12 protein-coding genes and 2 tRNA genes are annotated in these 16,799 nt (G+C 62.4%); all 14 read left to right on the plus strand.

Annotation, left to right across the window (positions count from 1 at the left end; genetic code table 11):
- Positions 1-2 precede the first annotated feature (2 nt).
- The 14 genes from nuoF to infB all read left to right on the plus strand — a co-directional run bounded on the left by nuoF (position 3) and on the right by infB (position 16,730).
- Entirely contained in the window at positions 3-1,340 is a 1,338-nt protein-coding gene (gene nuoF / locus ACVOMH_RS06800; RefSeq protein ID WP_481551454.1) for an NADH-quinone oxidoreductase subunit NuoF, read from the plus strand.
- Positions 1,337-3,586: an NADH-quinone oxidoreductase subunit NuoG gene (gene nuoG / locus ACVOMH_RS06805; RefSeq protein ID WP_481551455.1), complete on the plus strand. Its 2,250-nt coding sequence runs from the start codon at positions 1,337-1,339 to the stop codon at positions 3,584-3,586. The genes nuoF and nuoG overlap by 4 nt, the downstream gene beginning before the upstream one ends.
- Complete coding sequence (gene nuoH / locus ACVOMH_RS06810; protein WP_054656943.1) at positions 3,583-4,677, plus strand: NADH-quinone oxidoreductase subunit NuoH; 1,095 nt, start codon at positions 3,583-3,585, stop codon at positions 4,675-4,677. The genes nuoG and nuoH overlap by 4 nt, the downstream gene beginning before the upstream one ends.
- Positions 4,678-4,680: 3 nt before the next feature.
- Positions 4,681-5,169, plus strand: a complete 489-nt coding sequence (gene nuoI, locus ACVOMH_RS06815) for an NADH-quinone oxidoreductase subunit NuoI (protein ID WP_054656945.1) — start codon at positions 4,681-4,683, stop codon at positions 5,167-5,169.
- Positions 5,170-5,178: 9 nt separating this feature from the next.
- On the plus strand, positions 5,179-5,835 hold the full coding sequence (locus ACVOMH_RS06820) for an NADH-quinone oxidoreductase subunit J (protein ID WP_481523437.1): 657 nt from the start codon (positions 5,179-5,181) through the stop codon (positions 5,833-5,835).
- Complete coding sequence (gene nuoK, locus ACVOMH_RS06825; protein WP_054656949.1) at positions 5,832-6,137, plus strand: NADH-quinone oxidoreductase subunit NuoK; 306 nt, start codon at positions 5,832-5,834, stop codon at positions 6,135-6,137. The genes ACVOMH_RS06820 and nuoK overlap by 4 nt, the downstream gene beginning before the upstream one ends.
- 7 nt (positions 6,138-6,144) lie before the next feature.
- Entirely contained in the window at positions 6,145-8,292 is a 2,148-nt protein-coding gene (gene nuoL / locus ACVOMH_RS06830; protein WP_481551456.1) for an NADH-quinone oxidoreductase subunit L, read from the plus strand.
- Positions 8,293-8,311: 19 nt separating this feature from the next.
- Positions 8,312-9,823, plus strand: a complete 1,512-nt coding sequence (locus tag ACVOMH_RS06835; protein WP_057505468.1) for an NADH-quinone oxidoreductase subunit M — start codon at positions 8,312-8,314, stop codon at positions 9,821-9,823.
- Positions 9,824-9,859: 36 nt separating this feature from the next.
- Positions 9,860-11,320: an NADH-quinone oxidoreductase subunit NuoN gene (gene nuoN / locus ACVOMH_RS06840; protein WP_481551457.1), complete on the plus strand. Its 1,461-nt coding sequence runs from the start codon at positions 9,860-9,862 to the stop codon at positions 11,318-11,320.
- Between the two features lie 122 nt (positions 11,321-11,442).
- Positions 11,443-11,519, plus strand: a tRNA-Met gene (locus tag ACVOMH_RS06845).
- Positions 11,520-11,600: 81 nt separating this feature from the next.
- A tRNA-Met gene (locus tag ACVOMH_RS06850) sits at positions 11,601-11,677 on the plus strand.
- A 199-nt stretch (positions 11,678-11,876) separates the two neighbouring features.
- Complete coding sequence (gene rimP / locus ACVOMH_RS06855; RefSeq protein WP_481551458.1) at positions 11,877-12,467, plus strand: ribosome maturation factor RimP; 591 nt, start codon at positions 11,877-11,879, stop codon at positions 12,465-12,467.
- A 4-nt stretch (positions 12,468-12,471) separates the two neighbouring features.
- A complete protein-coding gene (gene nusA, locus ACVOMH_RS06860) occupies positions 12,472-13,983 on the plus strand; it encodes a transcription termination factor NusA (RefSeq protein WP_481523442.1) in 1,512 nt (503 codons plus the stop codon).
- 95 nt (positions 13,984-14,078) lie between these two features.
- Positions 14,079-16,730: a translation initiation factor IF-2 gene (infB, locus tag ACVOMH_RS06865; protein ID WP_481551459.1), complete on the plus strand. Its 2,652-nt coding sequence runs from the start codon at positions 14,079-14,081 to the stop codon at positions 16,728-16,730.
- Positions 16,731-16,799 lie beyond the last annotated feature (69 nt).

Raw genomic sequence — 16,799 nt, forward strand, 5'->3', positions numbered from 1 at the left:
ACATGGCACACCACGAATCCAAGGGGCCGGTAGGACCGGCACCGCTTCCGCACAACGTGGTCTACACCACGTTGCATTACGACACCCCGTGGTCGTACGAAAGCTATCTGAAGACCGGTGGCTACGCCGCGCTGCGCAAGATCCTCGAAGAGAAGATCCCGCCGGCCGACGTCATCGAGATGGTCAAGCAGTCCGGCCTGCGTGGCCGTGGCGGCGCCGGCTTCCCGACCGGCCTGAAGTGGTCCTTCATGCCCAAGGGCGACATGCAGAAGTACATTCTCTGCAACTCGGATGAATCCGAGCCGGGCACCTGCAAGGACCGCGACATCCTGCGCTACAACCCGCACTCGGTGGTCGAGGGCATGGCGATCGCCTGCTACGCCACCGGTTCCACCGTGGGCTACAACTACCTGCGCGGCGAGTTCCACCACGAGCCGTTCGAACATTTCGAACAGGCCTTGGCCGATGCCTACCAGCATGGCTGGTTGGGCAAGAACGTGATGGGCAGCGGTGTCGATATCGACATCTATGGCGCCCTGGGCGCCGGTGCGTATATCTGCGGCGAAGAAACCGCGCTGATGGAGTCGCTGGAAGGCAAGAAGGGCCAGCCGCGCTACAAGCCGCCGTTCCCGGCCAACTTCGGCCTGTATGGCAAGCCGTCGACGATCAACAACACCGAGACCTACGGCTCGGTGCCGGCGATCATCCGCAACGGCCCGGAGTGGTTCAAGGGCCTGAGCAAGACCGCCAATGGCGGCCCGAAGTGCTTCTCGGTCTCTGGCTGCGTGCAGCGCGGCGGCAACTTCGAAGTACCGCTGGGCACCACCTTCGACGAGCTGCTGGAAATGGCCGGTGGCCTGCGTCCGGGCCGCAAGCTGAAAGGCGCCATCCCGGGCGGTGTGTCGATGCCGGTGCTGACCGCAGCCGAGCTCAAGGGCCTGCCGATGGACTACGACACCATCCGTGCGCTGGGCTCAGGTCTGGGCTCGGGGGCGATCGTGGTGATCGACGACAGCGTGTGCTGCGTGAAATTCGCCTGCCGTATCAGCCAGTTCTTCCACAAGGAATCCTGTGGCCAGTGCACCCCGTGCCGCGAAGGTACCGGCTGGATGCACCGCGTGCTGGAGCGCATCGTCGCCGGTCAGGCCACGATGGAAGACCTGCACCAGCTCAAGACGGTGGCCGGCCAGATTGAAGGCCACACCATCTGCGCATTCGGTGAAGCCGCCGCATGGCCGATCCAGGGTTTCCTGCGTCAGTTCTGGGACGAATTCGAGTACTACATCGTCAACGGTCATTCGATGGTTGACGGCAAGAAGGTGGAGGCTGCTGTCGCATGAGCGCGCAACCGGTAAATCCCAATGAGACGACTGTGGTTGTGCCCGAAGGGCACGTGACCATCGAGATCGATGGCCAGTCGCTGGTCGTGCCCAAGGGGTCGATGATCATCCAGGCCGCCGACAAGGCCGGCATTCCGATTCCGCGCTTCTGCTATCACGAGAAGCTGCCGATCGCGGCCAACTGTCGCATGTGCCTGGTCGATGTGGAAAAGTCGCCCAAGCCGTCGCCGGCCTGTGCCACCCCGGTCATGGATGGCATGAAGATCCAGACCCGCAACGAGAAGGCGCTCAAGTACCAGCGTTCGGTGATGGAGTTCCTGCTCATCAACCATCCGCTGGACTGCCCGATCTGCGATCAGGGCGGCGAGTGCGAGCTGCAGGACGTGTCGCTGGGCTACGGCCGCTCGGTCAGCCGCTTCAACGAGCGCAAGCGCGTTGTGGTGGACGAGGACATGGGGCCGCTGGTCGCCACCGAGATGACCCGCTGCATCCAGTGCACCCGCTGCGTGCGCTTCACCGCCGAAGTGGCGGGCACCTACGAGCTGGGTGGCATGTACCGCGGCGAGAACCTGCAGATCGGCACCTACGACGGCAAGCCGCTGACCACCGAGCTGTCCGGCAACGTCATCGACGTGTGTCCGGTCGGCGCGCTGACCAACAAGGTGTTCCAGTTCAAGGCGCGCCCGTGGGAGCTGACTGCACGCGAGTCGCTGGGTTACCACGACGCGATGGGCTCGAACCTGTTCCTGCACGTGCGCCGTGGCGAAGTGCTGCGCGCGGTGCCGCGCGACAACGAGCTGGTCAACGAATGCTGGCTGTCCGACCGCGACCGCTATTCGCATCAGGGCCTGTACGCCGCCGATCGCGCGGTCAAGCCGCTGCAGAAGGTCAATGGCGAATGGAAGGAAGTGAGCTGGGCCGAAGGTCTGGCCGCGGCCCGCGAAATCTTTGAAGCCAACCGTGGCGACGATCTGGGCGTGCTGGTGCATCCGTCGACCTCGAATGAGGAGGGCGCATTGCTGGCGCGTCTGGCGGCCGGACTGGGTTCGACCAATATCGACCACCGCATCAACAACCGCGATTTCTCCGACGCTCCTGTCGCACAAGCGTTCGGCATGTCGCTGGCCGAGATCGAGAAGGCCGACCGCATCGTCGTGCTGGGTAGCAATATCCGCCACGAGCTGCCGTTGCTGCACGCCCGTCTGCGCAAGGCGCAGACCAGCAACGGGGCGCAGATCCATGTGCTCAACCCGGTCGATTTCGACTTCGCGTTCAAGCTGGCTGGCAAGCAGATCGTTGCACCGTCGCGCTTTGCCGAAGCGCTGGCCAGCGCGCAGCTGGTCGACGCGGTGAAGGGCGGCAGCAACTCCGTCATCATCGTTGGCGCGATTGCCGAAAACCACCCGCAGGCTGCCGCCATCCGTGCTGCTGCCGGCGCGTTTGCCTCGGCTACCGGCGCCAAGCTGTGTCGCATTCCGCAGGGCGCCAACGCGCTTGGCCTCACCCGTGCTGGCGTGCTGCCGGCCGGCAAGGATGTCAACGCGATGCTGGCGCAGCCGCGCAAGGCCTATGCGCTGTATGGCATTGAGCCGGGCCTGGATTTTGCCGATGCCGCCGCTGCCCGCAAGGCGCTGGCCGGTGCCAAGGTCGTGGCTTTCAGCCAGTTCGCCTGTGCCTCGACCCGCGATGTGGCCGACGTGATCCTGCCGATCGGCGCGCTGCCGGAAATCGAGGGCACGCTGACCAATCTCGATGGTCGCGACCAGATTGCCCGCGCTGGCGGCAAGTTGCAGGGCGAGGCCCGCGAGGGCTGGCGCGTGCTGCGTGCGCTGGGGGGTGACATGCAACTGGCCGGGTTCGGTTTCACCGATCTGGCGGGTCTGCGTGCCAGCCTGCAGTCTGTGGCGGTGAAGGTTGCCGCTTCGGCGCAGCCGCCACTGGCGGGCGAGGGCCTGGAAGTGGCTTCGACGCCGGCGATCTACCGCACCGATGCGGTGGTCCGTCGCGCTGAAGCGCTGCAGTCGCATCCGCTGAACAACGCGCCGCGCATTGTGCTCAATGCTGAAGACGCCGCGCGTCTTCAGCTGACCGAAGGCCAGATGGCCAAGGTCGGTACGGAAGCGGGCAAGGCGACATTGCCGGTCGTCGTCGACGCACGCGTCGCCGCCGGTACGGTGTGGATTGAATCGGGCCACGGCGCAACCGCGCCGCTGGGCGCTGCACGGGTAACGGTGGTGGCTGCATGAACGAGTTGCTGTTGAACGCGGTCGACCCGCTGCACCAGTGGTTCCTCGCCCTGGGCGATATCGGCATCGTGCTGTGGACGGTGCTGAAGATCCTGGTGATCGCGATGCCGATCATCATCTCGGTGGCGTTCTACGTGTTGTGGGAACGCAAGCTGATCGGCTGGATGCACGTCCGCCACGGGCCGATGTATGTCGGCCTGGGGGGGCTGCTGCAGGCTTTTGCCGACGTCACTAAGCTGCTGTTCAAGGAGATCATCGCCCCGACCAGCGCCCACAAGGCGATGTACGTGATCGCGCCGCTCATCGTGCTGGCACCTTCTTTCGCCGCGTGGGCGGTGGTGCCATTTGACGCCAAGCTGGTGCTGTCCAACTCCAACGTGGGTCTGCTGTATCTGCTGGCCATGACCTCGCTGGGCGTGTATGGCGTGATCCTCGCCGGCTGGGCCTCCAACTCCAAGTACGCCTTCCTCGGCGCGATGCGTTCTGCCGCGCAGGTGGTCAGCTATGAGATCGCGATGGGTTTCGCGCTGGTTGGCGTGATGATCGCCGCGGGCAGCTTGAACCTGAGCGAGATTGTGTTGGCGCAGAAGGGCAATTCGGGCCTGTTTGACTGGTTCCTGCTGCCGCTGTTCCCGCTGTTCGTGGTGTATTGGGTGTCCGGTGTGGCCGAAACCAACCGCGCGCCGTTCGACGTGGTGGAAGGCGAATCGGAAATCGTTGCCGGCCACATGGTCGAATACTCCGGTGGTGCGTTCGCGCTGTTCTTCCTGGCCGAATACGCCAACATGATCCTGATCAGCTTCCTGATCGCGATCTTCTTTCTCGGTGGTTGGTTGAGCCCGATCCAGGGCTGGGTCACGGCGGATATCTCGCCGTGGATCAACTGGATCTGGAACGGTGGCTGGCCGTGGCTGCTGCTGAAGGTGTTGTTCTTCGCCAGTGCCTACATCTGGTTCCGTGCAAGCTTCCCCCGTTTCCGTTATGACCAGATCATGCGTCTGGGCTGGAGAGTGTTCATCCCGCTGACCATTTTCTGGATCGCGGTGACGGCACTGATGGTGTTCTACGGCGTGATCCAGAAGGGCGTTTGATTCATGAATAAGATCACCCACTATTTCAAGAGCCTGCTGCTGCTCGAGCTGATCGGGGGTATGTGGCTGACGTTGAAATACACGTTCAAGCCCAAGTACACCGTGCTGTACCCGATGGAGAAGTTTCCGCAGTCGCCGCGTTTCCGTGGTCTGCATGCACTGCGTCGCTACCCGAACGGGGAAGAGCGCTGCATCGCCTGCAAGCTCTGCGAAGCGGTGTGCCCGGCATTGGCGATCACCATCGATTCGGCCAAGCGCGAAGACGGCACCCGCCGGACCACGCGGTACGAGATCGATCTGTTCAAGTGCATCTTCTGCGGCTTCTGTGAGGAAAGCTGCCCGGTGGATTCGATCGTTGAGACCCACATCCTCGAGTACCACTTCGAGAATCGTGGCGAGAACATCATCACCAAGCCGCAGCTGCTGGCCATTGGCGATCGGCTTGAAGCCGAAATCGCCGAGCGCCGCGCCGCCGACGCTGCCTTCCGCTGAGGTCTTGAGATGGATTGGGTAAATATTTCGTTCTGGTTTTTCTCGATCGTCGCCGGCATATCCGCCGCTTCGGTGATCAGTGTGCGCAACCCGGTGTACGCGGTGTTGTGCCTGATCCTGACGTTCTTCTCGGTAGCCTGCGTGTGGCTGCTGGTCGGAGCCGAGTTCCTGGGCGTCACGCTGGTGCTGGTGTATGTCGGCGCGGTGATGGTGCTGTTCTTGTTCGTGGTGATGATGCTCGACATCGATACCTCCGACTTGCGTGAAGGCTGGGTGCGTTACCTGCCGGTCGGGCTGGTCGTGGCGGTGGTGATGCTGGTGCAGATGTTGATCCTGATCGGTGTAAAGGCCCGTTCTGCGGCGCCCTTCCCGGTGGACAACGCGGCGGCGATCGCGGCCGACACCTCCAATATCACCTGGCTGGCGCGCAGCCTGTTCACCGAATACCTGCTGCCGTTCGAGTTCGCGGCCGTGATCCTGACTGTGGCCGTGGTTGCCGCGGTGATGCTGACCCTGCGTCGCCGCCCGGGTCTGAAGAAGCAGGATCCGACCGAGCAGACCATGGTCAAGGCGAAAGATCGTCTGCGCATGGTGAAGATGACGGCCGAAAAGCCGGTCGTGCAGGTTGACGTCAAAAATTCCGGTGGCGAGGAGGCCAAGCCATGATTTCCCTGGGCCATATGCTCGCGCTGGGTGCGGTTATGTTCTGCATCAGCGTTGCCGGCATTTTTCTGAACCGCAAGAACATCATCGTTTTGCTGATGTCGATCGAGTTGATGCTGCTGTCGGTGAACATCAACTTCATCGCGTTCTCGCGCGAGCTGGGCGACACCGCAGGCCAGCTGTTCGTGTTCTTCATCCTGACCGTGGCCGCAGCCGAAGCTGCAATCGGCCTCGCGATCCTGGTGACCTTGTTCCGTACTCGCCACACCATCAACGTGGGCGAAGTTGATTCGCTGAAGGGCTGATCCGAAGATGGAAATCACTCTCTCCAAGAGTCTGTTGATTGCGGTGGTGCTCGCACCGCTGCTAGGCAGCATCATCGCCGGCCTGTTCGGTCGCCAGGTGGGGCGCAAGGGCGCCCAATACATCACCATTCTTGGCGTGGCCGTCAGCTGCGCGCTGTCGGCTTACGTGTTCTCGCAGTTGCTGTGGGGTGGGGCACAACCGTTCAACCAGAACGTCTACACGTTCTTCGAAGTCGGCCAGTATTCGGCGCACGTCGGTTTCATGATCGACAAGTTGACCGCGATGATGATGGTGGTGGTGACGTTCGTGTCGCTGCTGGTGCATATCTACTCGATCGGCTACATGGCGGAGGATGACGGCTACCAGCGTTTCTTCAGCTACATTTCGCTGTTCACCTTCTCCATGCTCACCCTGGTGATGAGCAACAACTTCCTGCAGCTGTTCTTCGGCTGGGAAGCGGTGGGTCTGGTGTCGTACCTGTTGATCGGCTTCTACTTCAAACGGCCGACTGCGATCTTCGCCAACATGAAGGCGTTCCTGGTCAATCGCGTGGGTGACTTCGGTTTCCTGCTGGGTATCGCGGCGATCCTGTGGGTGTTTGGCTCGCTCGACTACGCGACGGTGTTTGCCAATGCCGGCGTGCTGGGTGATCCCAATGCGCTGATGCAGGTCTGGTCGGGTTCGATCAACCTGTTCGGACAGCAGATCCAGATTCTCAGCGAGCCGCTGATCTGGTCGGTGGCCACGGTGATCTGCATCTGTCTGTTCATCGGCGCGATGGGCAAGTCCGCGCAGGTGCCGCTGCACGTGTGGCTGCCGGACTCGATGGAAGGCCCGACGCCGATTTCGGCGCTGATCCACGCCGCGACCATGGTGACCGCGGGTATTTTCATGGTCACCCGCATGTCGCCGCTGTTCGAGCTGTCGCAGACCGCGCTGGACTTCATTCTGTTCATCGGCGCCACCACGGCCTTCTTCACCGGCCTGATCGGTATCGTGCAGACCGACATCAAGCGGGTGGTGGCCTATTCGACCCTTTCCCAGCTGGGCTACATGACCGTCGCACTGGGCGTGTCGGCCTATTCTGGCGCGGTGTTCCACCTGATGACCCACGCGTTCTTCAAGGCCCTGCTGTTCCTGGGTGCCGGCTCGGTGATCATGGGGATGCACCATGAGCAGAACATGATGAAGATGGGCGGCCTGCGCAAGTACATGCCGATCACCCACATCACCATGTGGATCGGTACGCTGGCGCTGGTGGGTACCCCGTTCTTCGCCGGTTTCTACTCGAAGGACACCATCATCGAAGCTGCTGCGATGCACGCGCACGCTGCCGATGCCGGCTGGGTGGCCCTGTATGGTTACTGGGCGGTACTGGGCGGCGTGATCGTCACCAGTTTCTACAGCTTCCGTCTGCTGTTCCTGACCTTCTTCGGCAAGGAACGCTTCCGTGATGCACATGACGACCACCACGCTGATCACGGCCATGGCCACGATGACCACCACGGCCATGGTGCGCACGAGCCGCATGAGTCGCCGCTGGTGGTGACCGTGCCGCTGGTCCTGCTGGCAATCCCGTCCATCCTCATCGGCTTCTTCACCATTGGCCCGATGCTGTTCGGTACCGGTTGGGATGGCCACGCCGCCGCTGCCGGCATCCCCGGCCAGACCATGTCGTTCTTCACCGGCATCGTCGATTTCTATGACCCGGCACGTGACACCATCGCCGAAGTTGGCAAGGAGTTCTGGCACGGTTCGGTGGCCTATGCGGTACACGGCATGCAGATGCCGGCGTTCTGGCTGACGGTTGCAGGTTTCGTGCTGGCCTGGGTGTTCTACATCTGGAAGCCGGAACTGGCAGGCAAGGCCCGCAAGACTCTGGCGCCGGCGGTTTCGGTGCTGGAAAACAAGTACGGCTTCGACAAGCTCTGGATCGACGGCTTTGCCGGCGGTGGTGTGCAGCTCGGCAAGGCCGCCCGTGCCGTGGATAGCACGGTCGTTGACGGGGTGGTGGTCAACGGTTCGGCCCGCGTGGTCGAGCTGGCTGCCAACCTGCTGCGCCGCACCCAATCCGGTTTCCTCTACCACTACGCCTTCGCGATGATCATCGGCCTGATTGCCCTGTTGGGCGTCCTGATGCATTTCTGGCGTTGACCTGTACGGAATAGAAGACGTGTCGAACTGGCCTCTACTTAGTATCCTCATCTGGCTGCCGATCATCGGCGGTGCGTTGATCCTCGCCGTGCGCAACGCCCAGGCAGCCCGGTGGGCCTCCTTGGCGGTGGCATTGCTCACCTTCCTGTTCAGTCTCGGTCTGCTCAGCGGCTACGACCGGACCGCGGCCGACGTGATGCAGTTTGTCGAACAGCATCCGTGGATTCCGGCATTCGGTATCGGTTACAACCTCGCCGTTGACGGCATCGCGATCGCGCTGGTGCTGCTGACCACGCTGGTCGGTGTGCTGGCGCTGATCGGCGCCTGGGGCGTGGTCGACAAGCGTGTCAACCAGTACGTGGCGTCCTTCCTTATCCTGGAAGGTGTCACCGTCGGTATCTTCGCTGCGACCGACGCGATGCTGTTCTACGTGTTCTTCGAAGCCATGCTGATTCCGATGTTCCTGATCATTGGCGTCTGGGGCGGTCCGCGTCGCATCTACGCGGCGATGAAGTTCTTCCTGTACACCTTCCTCGGCTCGGTGCTGATGCTGGTTGCGCTGATCTACCTGTATCTGAAGGGGGGCAGCTTCCAGTTGGCCGACCTGTATCAGCTGCAGCTTTCGGGCAAGGAACAGACCTGGATCTTCTTCGCCTTCCTGATCGCCTTCGCGGTCAAGGTGCCGATGTTCCCGGTCCACACCTGGCTGCCGGATGCGCACGTGGAGGCGCCGACCGCCGGTTCGGTGATCCTGGCCGCGATCGCGCTGAAGATCGGCGGCTATGGCTTCCTGCGCTTCAATCTGCCGATCGTTCCCGATGCCAGCCACGAGTGGGCATGGCTGGTGATCGCGCTGTCGCTGGTGGCGGTCATCTACGTCGGTCTGGTGGCCATGGTGCAGGACGACATGAAGAAGCTGATCGCCTATTCGTCGGTCGCGCACATGGGCTTTGTCACACTGGGTACGTTCACCGCGCTCTGGCTGGTGCGGGAAGCCGGCAATGCCGATGCCGCGCGACTTGGCTTGCAGGGCGCGATGGTGCAGATGGTCTCGCACGGGTTCGTGTCCGGCGCCATGTTCTCCTGCGTGGGCGTGCTGTATGACCGCATGCACAGTCGCCGCATCGCCGATTACGGCGGCGTGGTCAACGTGATGCCGTGGTTTGCCGCGTTCTCGCTGCTGTTCTTCATGGCCAACTCGGGCCTGCCGGGTACCAGCGGTTTCGTCGGTGAGTTCATGATCGTGCTGGCGGCGTTCCAGTGGAATCCGCTGGCTGCGTTTGGCGCCGCGACCACGCTGATCATCAGCGCGGCCTATTCGCTGTGGCTCTACAAGCGCGTGTTCTTCGGCGAAGTGGGCAATGCCCATGTGGCCGAGCTGAAGGACATCAATGGTCGCGAATGGCTGGTGTTGGGTGTATTTGCCGTCGGTACGCTGGTGCTGGGTTTCTACCCGATGCCGCTGACCGACCTGATGGAGCCGTCCATCGCCAAGCTGGCGATGCAGATCGCTTCGAGCAAGCTGCTGTAAGCGGCCCGTCGAGAGTATTGATTCCAGGATTTGATGATGACCACGCCGACGTCCCTGCCGTTGACCACCGCTGACCTCCTGCCGTTGCTGCCCGAACTGGCGGTGATTGGCGGCGCTTTCGCCCTGCTGATGATCGACCTGTTTATCAGCAGCAAGCACAAGGTCTGGACCCACTTCCTGTCGGTGGCCGTTCTGGCTGTCGCCTTCGTGCTGCTGCTGTCCGGTGTGGGCGGGCAGGGCGAGGTGTTCCACGGGATGTTCATCCGTGACAATGCCGCCGATGTCATGAAGACCGTTATCGTGCTGGTCAGCGGTCTGAGCCTGGTCTATGGCTGGAGCTACCTGCGCGAGCGGGATCTGTACCAGGGCGAGATCCCGGTGCTGGTGCTGTTCGCCACCGCCGGCATGATGATCCTGGTCTCGGCCGGCAGTCTGCTGATGGTCTATCTCGGTCTGGAGTTGCTGGCGCTGTGCTCCTACGCGCTCGTGGCCAGCAATCGCGACAACAAGCTCGCCGCCGAAGCAGGCATGAAGTACATCGTGCTCGGTTCGCTGGCATCGGGCCTGCTGCTGTACGGCATGTCGTTGATCTACGGCGCGACCGGCTCGCTGCACCTGGATGTGATCCACGGCTCCATCGCGCATTCCGATGAGCGTCTGCTGCTGCTGACCGGCGCGGTGTTCATGGTCGCTGGCGTCGCCTTCAAGCTGGGTGCTGCGCCGTTCCACATGTGGCTGCCTGACGTCTATCAGGGTGCGCCGGCACCGATCGCGCTGTTCATCAGCTCGGCACCGAAACTGGCCGCATTCGGTATGGCGTACCGCCTGCTCGAAGCCGGCGTCGGTCCGCTGTCAACTGAATTGCAGTATGTATTGGCTGGACTGGCCGCTCTGTCGTTGATCGTCGGTAATCTGATGGCCATCGCCCAGGCCAACCTGAAGCGCATGCTGGCCTACTCGACTGTCTCGCATATCGGCTTCCTGCTGATGGGTATTGCCGGCGGTGGCGAGCAGGGCTATTCGGCGGCCATGTTCTATGCGATCGCCTACGCCATCATGTCCACCGCCGCTTTTGGCGCGATCATCGCGCTGTCGCGGGCCGGCTTTGAAGCCGAGAATATCGAGGACTTCAAGGGGTTGAATGCCCGCAGTCCATGGATGGCCGGTCTGGTGCTGTGCATCATGGCGTCGCTGGCTGGCATTCCGCCGTTCCTCGGCTTCTGGACCAAGCTGGCGGTGCTCAGTGCGGCGCTCAATGGCGGCCTGCTGTGGCTGGCCATGGTCGGTGTGATCTGCGCTGTCATCGGCTGCTTCTACTACCTGCGGGTCATCAAGGTGATGTATTTCGATGAGCCTGTCGGTGAGCCGCTGCCGCGCAACAATGACCGCATCCTGGGCATCGTGCTGGGTGTCAATTCGATCCTGTTGCTGTTCCTGCCGCTCGGCCTGGGGCCGATCATGGAGTGGATGCGCAATTCTTTTGCACATTTGTCCTGAAAATAGGTGCAAATCTGCGGGATTCGTGTATTATTCACAGCCTGAGTTGTCGATGCAGCGGTTCAGCCAGAACGACGTTGCGGCAGGTTCCTCTTAGGTGAGGGCAATTCAATCACTTCCGGTGCGGGGTGGAGCAGTCTGGCAGCTCGTCGGGCTCATAACCCGAAGGTCGCAGGTTCAAATCCTGCCCCCGCTACCAACGCCAAGCCGGTTGTTTGTGGCTTGGTTGATGAGAGGCGCTTGCATTCACTGGGGCGATCCTTCATCATTCCGCTTCTGATGCGGGGTGGAGCAGTCTGGCAGCTCGTCGGGCTCATAACCCGAAGGTCGCAGGTTCAAATCCTGCCCCCGCTACCAGCTTCGGTCTTTGCTGCACATTGTGTGGGTAGGGGCATAGGTTGGGCTCGCAGGAACGATTGCTTCCGTTTCTGCAACCGGGACCCGGTCAACGGGTTCATATCGGACAAAGGGCCCAGTTGGGCCCTTTGTTGTTTCCAGAGCGCGGAAATCCCGGCAGGGTGGCAGTCGCGCTCTCATTTACGAATCAAGGCTGGCTGTGAGCGACAAGGCTACTGAAATCGCGAATCTGCTGGGCCCCGCCGTGCAGGCATTGGGGCTCGAGTTGCTTGGTGCCGAGTATTTGCCGGCGCCGGGTGGGGCCACGTTGCGTCTGTATATCGACGTGCCGTTGGCCGAGCAGCCTGAGCGCATGGTGAACATTGACGACTGTGAGCGGGTGAGCCGAGAGGTGTCCGCGCAGCTGGATGTGGAAGATCCGATCAGTGGCAATTACACGCTGGAAGTGTCTTCGCCCGGCGTTGACCGTCCGCTGTTCACCCTGGAACAGTTTGAACGCGCTGTTGGCGAATCCGCCAAGGTCGGGTTGAAGCTGCCGCAGGAAAATCGCCGTCGCCTGCAAGGGGAGATCGTTTCGGTCGACCACGCGCAGGGCACGGTGGCGTTCGTCGTTGATGGCAAGCCATTTGTGGCTTCGTTCGACAATATCGACAAGGCGCGCATCATTCCGGACTGGGCTGCATTGGGCCTGGCTCCCACCAAACCGACAGGTCCGGCGCCCAAGCAGGGTGGCAAGGCCAAAAATAAATCCAACAACGAAACGGCGGCGGACAAGCCGCGCGCGGAGTGAGTCGATGAGCAAGGAACTTTTGCTGGTAGTTGACGCAGTCGCCAATGAAAAAGGCGTGCCGCGTGAAGTGATTTTCGATGCGATCGAAGCGGCGCTCGCGTCGGCTGCGAAGAAGCGTTACGTGGATCAGGATGTGCTGACCCGTGTTTCCATCGATCACAAGGATGGCACCTACGAAACCTTCCGTCGTTGGGAAGTGGTCGCCGATGATGTGGTGATGGAGTCGCCGGATCGCCAGATCCGCATGATGGACGCCGTGGAAGAAGCCGATGATGTGGAAATCGGCGATTACATCGAAGAGCAGATTGAAAACCCCGATTTCGGACGCATTGCCGCGCAGGCCGCCAAGCAGGTGATCGTGCAGCGCGTGCGTGAAGCCGAGCGCCAGCAGGTGGTCGACGCGTGGAAGGATCGCGTGGGTGAGCTGGTGACCGGTGTGGTCAAGCGCGCCGAGCGCGGCAACATCTATGTGGACCTGGGTGGCAACGCCGAGGCCTTTATTCCCAAGGACAAGGGTATTCCGCGCGATGTGCTGCGTGCCGGAGACCGCGTGCGCGGTTACCTGGCCGAAGTGCGCTCAGAGCCCCGTGGTCCGCAGCTGTTCATCAGTCGCGCCGCGCCGGAGTTCATGATCGAGCTGTTCAAGCTGGAAGTGCCGGAAGTCGGTCAGGGTCTGGTTGAGATCAAGGCATGTGCACGTGATCCGGGCGATCGCGCCAAGATCGCGGTGCTCGCCCATGACAGCCGCACCGATCCGATCGGTGCCTGCATCGGCATGCGGGGTTCGCGTGTGCAGGCGGTCTCCAACGAGCTCAATGGCGAGCGTGTTGATATCGTGCTGTGGAACGAAAGTCCTGCCAATTTCGTCATCAACGCGATGGCGCCGGCGGAAGTGCAGTCCATCATCGTCGACGAAGACCGTCACTCGATGGACCTGGCGGTCGCTGAGGACCGTCTGGCCCAGGCTATCGGCAAGGGCGGGCAGAACGTTCGTTTGGCCAGCCGTTTGACCGGTTGGCAGCTGAATGTGATGACGCAGGACCAGGTGACAGCCAAGTCCGAGGCTGAACAGGCTGTGGCCCGCCAGTTGTTCATGGACAAGCTGGAAGTGGACGAGGAAATCGCCGGTATTCTGGTCAGCGAAGGCTTCAATACGGTTGAAGAAATCGCCTATGTGCCGGTGGGTGAGCTGCTGGCAGTGGAAGGCTTTGACGAGGACATCGTCGAAGAGCTGCGAGCCCGCGCCCGTGATGCATTGCTGAACGATGCGCTGGCGATTGAAGAGAGCGCTGAAAGCGGCGTGCCGGCGGCGGACCTGCTGGCATTGGACGGCATGGATGAGGCCACTGCCTACGCGTTGGCCGGTAACGGCGTGCGTACAAGTGAGGATCTGTCGGACCTGGCTGCCGACGAGATTCTGGAATTCGGCATTGAGGGTATGGATCTGGAGCGCGCCGCGGCGCTGGTCCTGGCAGCCCGCGCCGAGGAGATCGCCCGCCTGGAGCGTGGCGAATGAGCCAGCGATGAACAGTGCCCTGATCCGCTCAGGGCGTAGACTCCGCGCTGCCTTCGCTTGTGTCGAGGGGGCGCCAACAAGATCATAGGATCCGAATGTCGCAGCAAACCACCATCCGCAAGCTCGCCGAACTGGTCAATACGCCGGTCGAGAAACTGCTGGAGCAGCTGGCTCAGGCCGGTATGAAGTTCAGCGGTCCCGACCAGATCGTGACCAGTGCCGAGAAAGTGAAGCTGCTTGGCTTCTTGCGCCGTTCGCACGGCAAGGAAGAGCAGCCCGCCGAAGAAGCTGAAGCCGCACCGAAGAAGATCACCCTGAATCGCCGCAAGGTGCAGGAAGTGACTGTCAATGCGGGCCGCAGCAAAACCACGGTCAATGTCGAAGTGCGCCAGAAGCGTACCTACGTCAAGCCGGAGGGCGGCAAGACGGCGATGACGCCGGACGAAGAGCGCGCGGACATCCTGCGCAAGCTCGAAGAGTCGCGTCAGCGCAATCTCGACGAACAGCGGATGCTGGCCGAGAAGGATCGCCTGCGCGACGAGGAAATCGCCGCGCGCCAAAAGGCTGCCGAGGAAGCTGAGCGGCAGCGCGAAGAGGCGGCGCGCAAGGCTGCCGAGGATGCGATCAAGGCGGCAGAGGCCCCGCCGGCGCCTGCAGTCCGGCAGCCGATCATTGAAGAGCTGGCCAAACCGCGCAAAGCCCCGGCAGCGTCGCGCGCCGCTGCGGCAACGCCAGCAGCGCCTGCGCGTGATGACCGCGGTGGTGCGGCAGCCAAGCCCGGCAACAAGTCGCGAGGTTCCGATGGGGACGGTGGCAACCGTTTCGGTGGCCAGCTGCACCTGTCGGCGGCCGATCGTGCCCGTCGCGGCAACAGCAACAACAATTCCCGTGGTCGTCCGGGCAGCCGTGCACCGCAGGGTCGTCGTGGCAACGAGCAGTCCCGCAGCGGTGCTGGCAGCCATGGCTTCGAGCGCCCCACCGCGCCGGTGGTGCGTGAAGTGGCGATCGGCGACACCATCACCGTGGCCGATCTGGCCCAGAAGCTGGCCCTGAAGGGCGGCGAAGTGGTCAAGGCGCTGTTCAAGATGGGCGTCATGGCGACCATCACCCAGAGCATCGATCACGATACCGCCGCGCTGGTGACCGAGGAACTCGGCCATACGGTGGTGCGTGCAAGCAACAACGACGCCGAAGACGCGTTGCTGGCGATCGCCGACACCAACCAGGGTGAGGCAGTGCCGCGTCCGCCGGTGGTCACCATCATGGGTCACGTCGACCATGGCAAGACCTCGCTGCTGGACTACATCCGCCGCACCAAGGTGGCGACCGGTGAAGCCGGTGGCATCACCCAGCATATCGGTGCCTATCATGTGACCACGCCCAAGGGCGTGATCAGCTTCCTCGACACCCCCGGCCATGCCGCGTTCTCGTCGATGCGTGCCCGTGGTGCGCAGCTGACCGACGTGGTGGTGGTGGTGGTGGCGGCCGATGACGGCGTCATGCCGCAGACCAAGGAAGCGATCAAGCACGCTCGCGCGGCCAATGCCCCGATCGTGGTGGCGATCAACAAGATCGACAAGTCCTCGGCCGATCCGATGCGGGTCAAGAACGAGTTGCTCGCCGAGCAGGTCGTGGCCGAAGATTTCGGTGGTGACATCCAGATGGTGGAAATTTCCGCCAAGACCGGCCTCGGTATCGATGACCTGTTGGATGCGATCTCGCTGCAGGCCGAATTGCTCGAACTGAAGGCCGTGGCCGAAGGCCGCGCCAGCGGCGTGGTCATCGAATCGTCGCTGGACAAGGGGCGTGGCCCGGTTGCGACGGTGCTGGTGCAGCAGGGTACGCTGAAGAAGGGCGACTACCTGGTCTGCGGTATCCAGTACGGCCGTGTACGTGCCCTGTTCGATGAGACCGGCAGTCAGGCGGCTGAAGCCGGCCCGTCGATCCCGGTGCAGGTGCTGGGTCTGTCCGGCGTGCCCGAAGCCGGCGATGACTTCGTGGTCGTGGAAGACGAGCGTCTGGCCAAGGAAGTCGCGCAGACGCGTGAAACCAAGCGCCGCGAGTCGCGCCTGGTCGCCACGGCGGGCAGCCGCATGGAAGACATCATGGCGCAGCTGGGCAAGGGCGAAGGCCAGCAGGTGCTGAACCTGCTGATCAAGGCCGACGTCCAGGGCTCGGTGCAGGCGCTGAGCCAGGCGCTGGTTGCGTTGTCCAACGATGACATCCGTATCAACGTGATCCACTCCGGCGTGGGTGGCATTACCGAGTCGGACGCCAACTCGGCCGCTGCCTCCAAGGCCACCGTGATTGGCTTCAATGTGCGCGCCGACGCTTCGGCCCGTCGCATCATCGAATCGCACGGTGTGGATCTGCGTTACTTCTCGATCATCTATGACGTGATTGACCAGGTGAAGCAGGTGGCCTCGGGTCTGCTGGGTGTGGAGATCCGCGAAGAGATCATCGGTATCGCCGAGGTCCGCGATGTCTTCCGCAGCTCGAAGCTGGGCGCTATCGCCGGTTGTATGGTGGTCGAGGGCGTGGTCAAGCGGAACAAGCCGATCCGCGTGCTGCGTGACAGCGTGGTGGTGTTCGAAGGTGAATTGGAATCGCTGCGCCGCTTCAAGGAAAACGTGGAAGAGGTGCGCAACGGTACCGAGTGCGGTATCGGCGTGAAGGCCTACAACGACGTCAAGCCGGGCGACCAGATCGAGTGCTTCGAGCGTATCGAAGTGCCGCGCACGCTGTAACTGCGACAACGGCCGTTCCGCCATCTGGCGGGCGGCCGGTTTCCCCCGTATCGAATCAGAAGAGCCAAG

It is taken from the genome of Stenotrophomonas sp. STEN013, assembly GCF_056760355.1.

Bases quoted from the DNA above. Each gene is read 5' to 3' on its own strand.
- infB (WP_481551459.1), top strand. From the start codon at position 14,079: ATGTCGCAGCAAACCACCATCCGCAAGCTCGCCGAACTGGTCAATACG.
- nuoK (WP_054656949.1), top strand. From the start codon at position 5,832: ATGATTTCCCTGGGCCATATGCTCGCGCTGGGTGCGGTTATGTTCTGC.
- nuoI (WP_054656945.1), top strand. From the start codon at position 4,681: ATGAATAAGATCACCCACTATTTCAAGAGCCTGCTGCTGCTCGAGCTG.
- nuoH (WP_054656943.1), top strand. From the start codon at position 3,583: ATGAACGAGTTGCTGTTGAACGCGGTCGACCCGCTGCACCAGTGGTTC.
- nuoG (WP_481551455.1), top strand. From the start codon at position 1,337: ATGAGCGCGCAACCGGTAAATCCCAATGAGACGACTGTGGTTGTGCCC.
- nusA (WP_481523442.1), top strand. From the start codon at position 12,472: ATGAGCAAGGAACTTTTGCTGGTAGTTGACGCAGTCGCCAATGAAAAA.
- ACVOMH_RS06820 (WP_481523437.1), top strand. From the start codon at position 5,179: ATGGATTGGGTAAATATTTCGTTCTGGTTTTTCTCGATCGTCGCCGGC.
- nuoN (WP_481551457.1), top strand. From the start codon at position 9,860: ATGACCACGCCGACGTCCCTGCCGTTGACCACCGCTGACCTCCTGCCG.
- nuoF (WP_481551454.1), top strand. From the start codon at position 3: ATGGCACACCACGAATCCAAGGGGCCGGTAGGACCGGCACCGCTTCCG.
- nuoL (WP_481551456.1), top strand. From the start codon at position 6,145: ATGGAAATCACTCTCTCCAAGAGTCTGTTGATTGCGGTGGTGCTCGCA.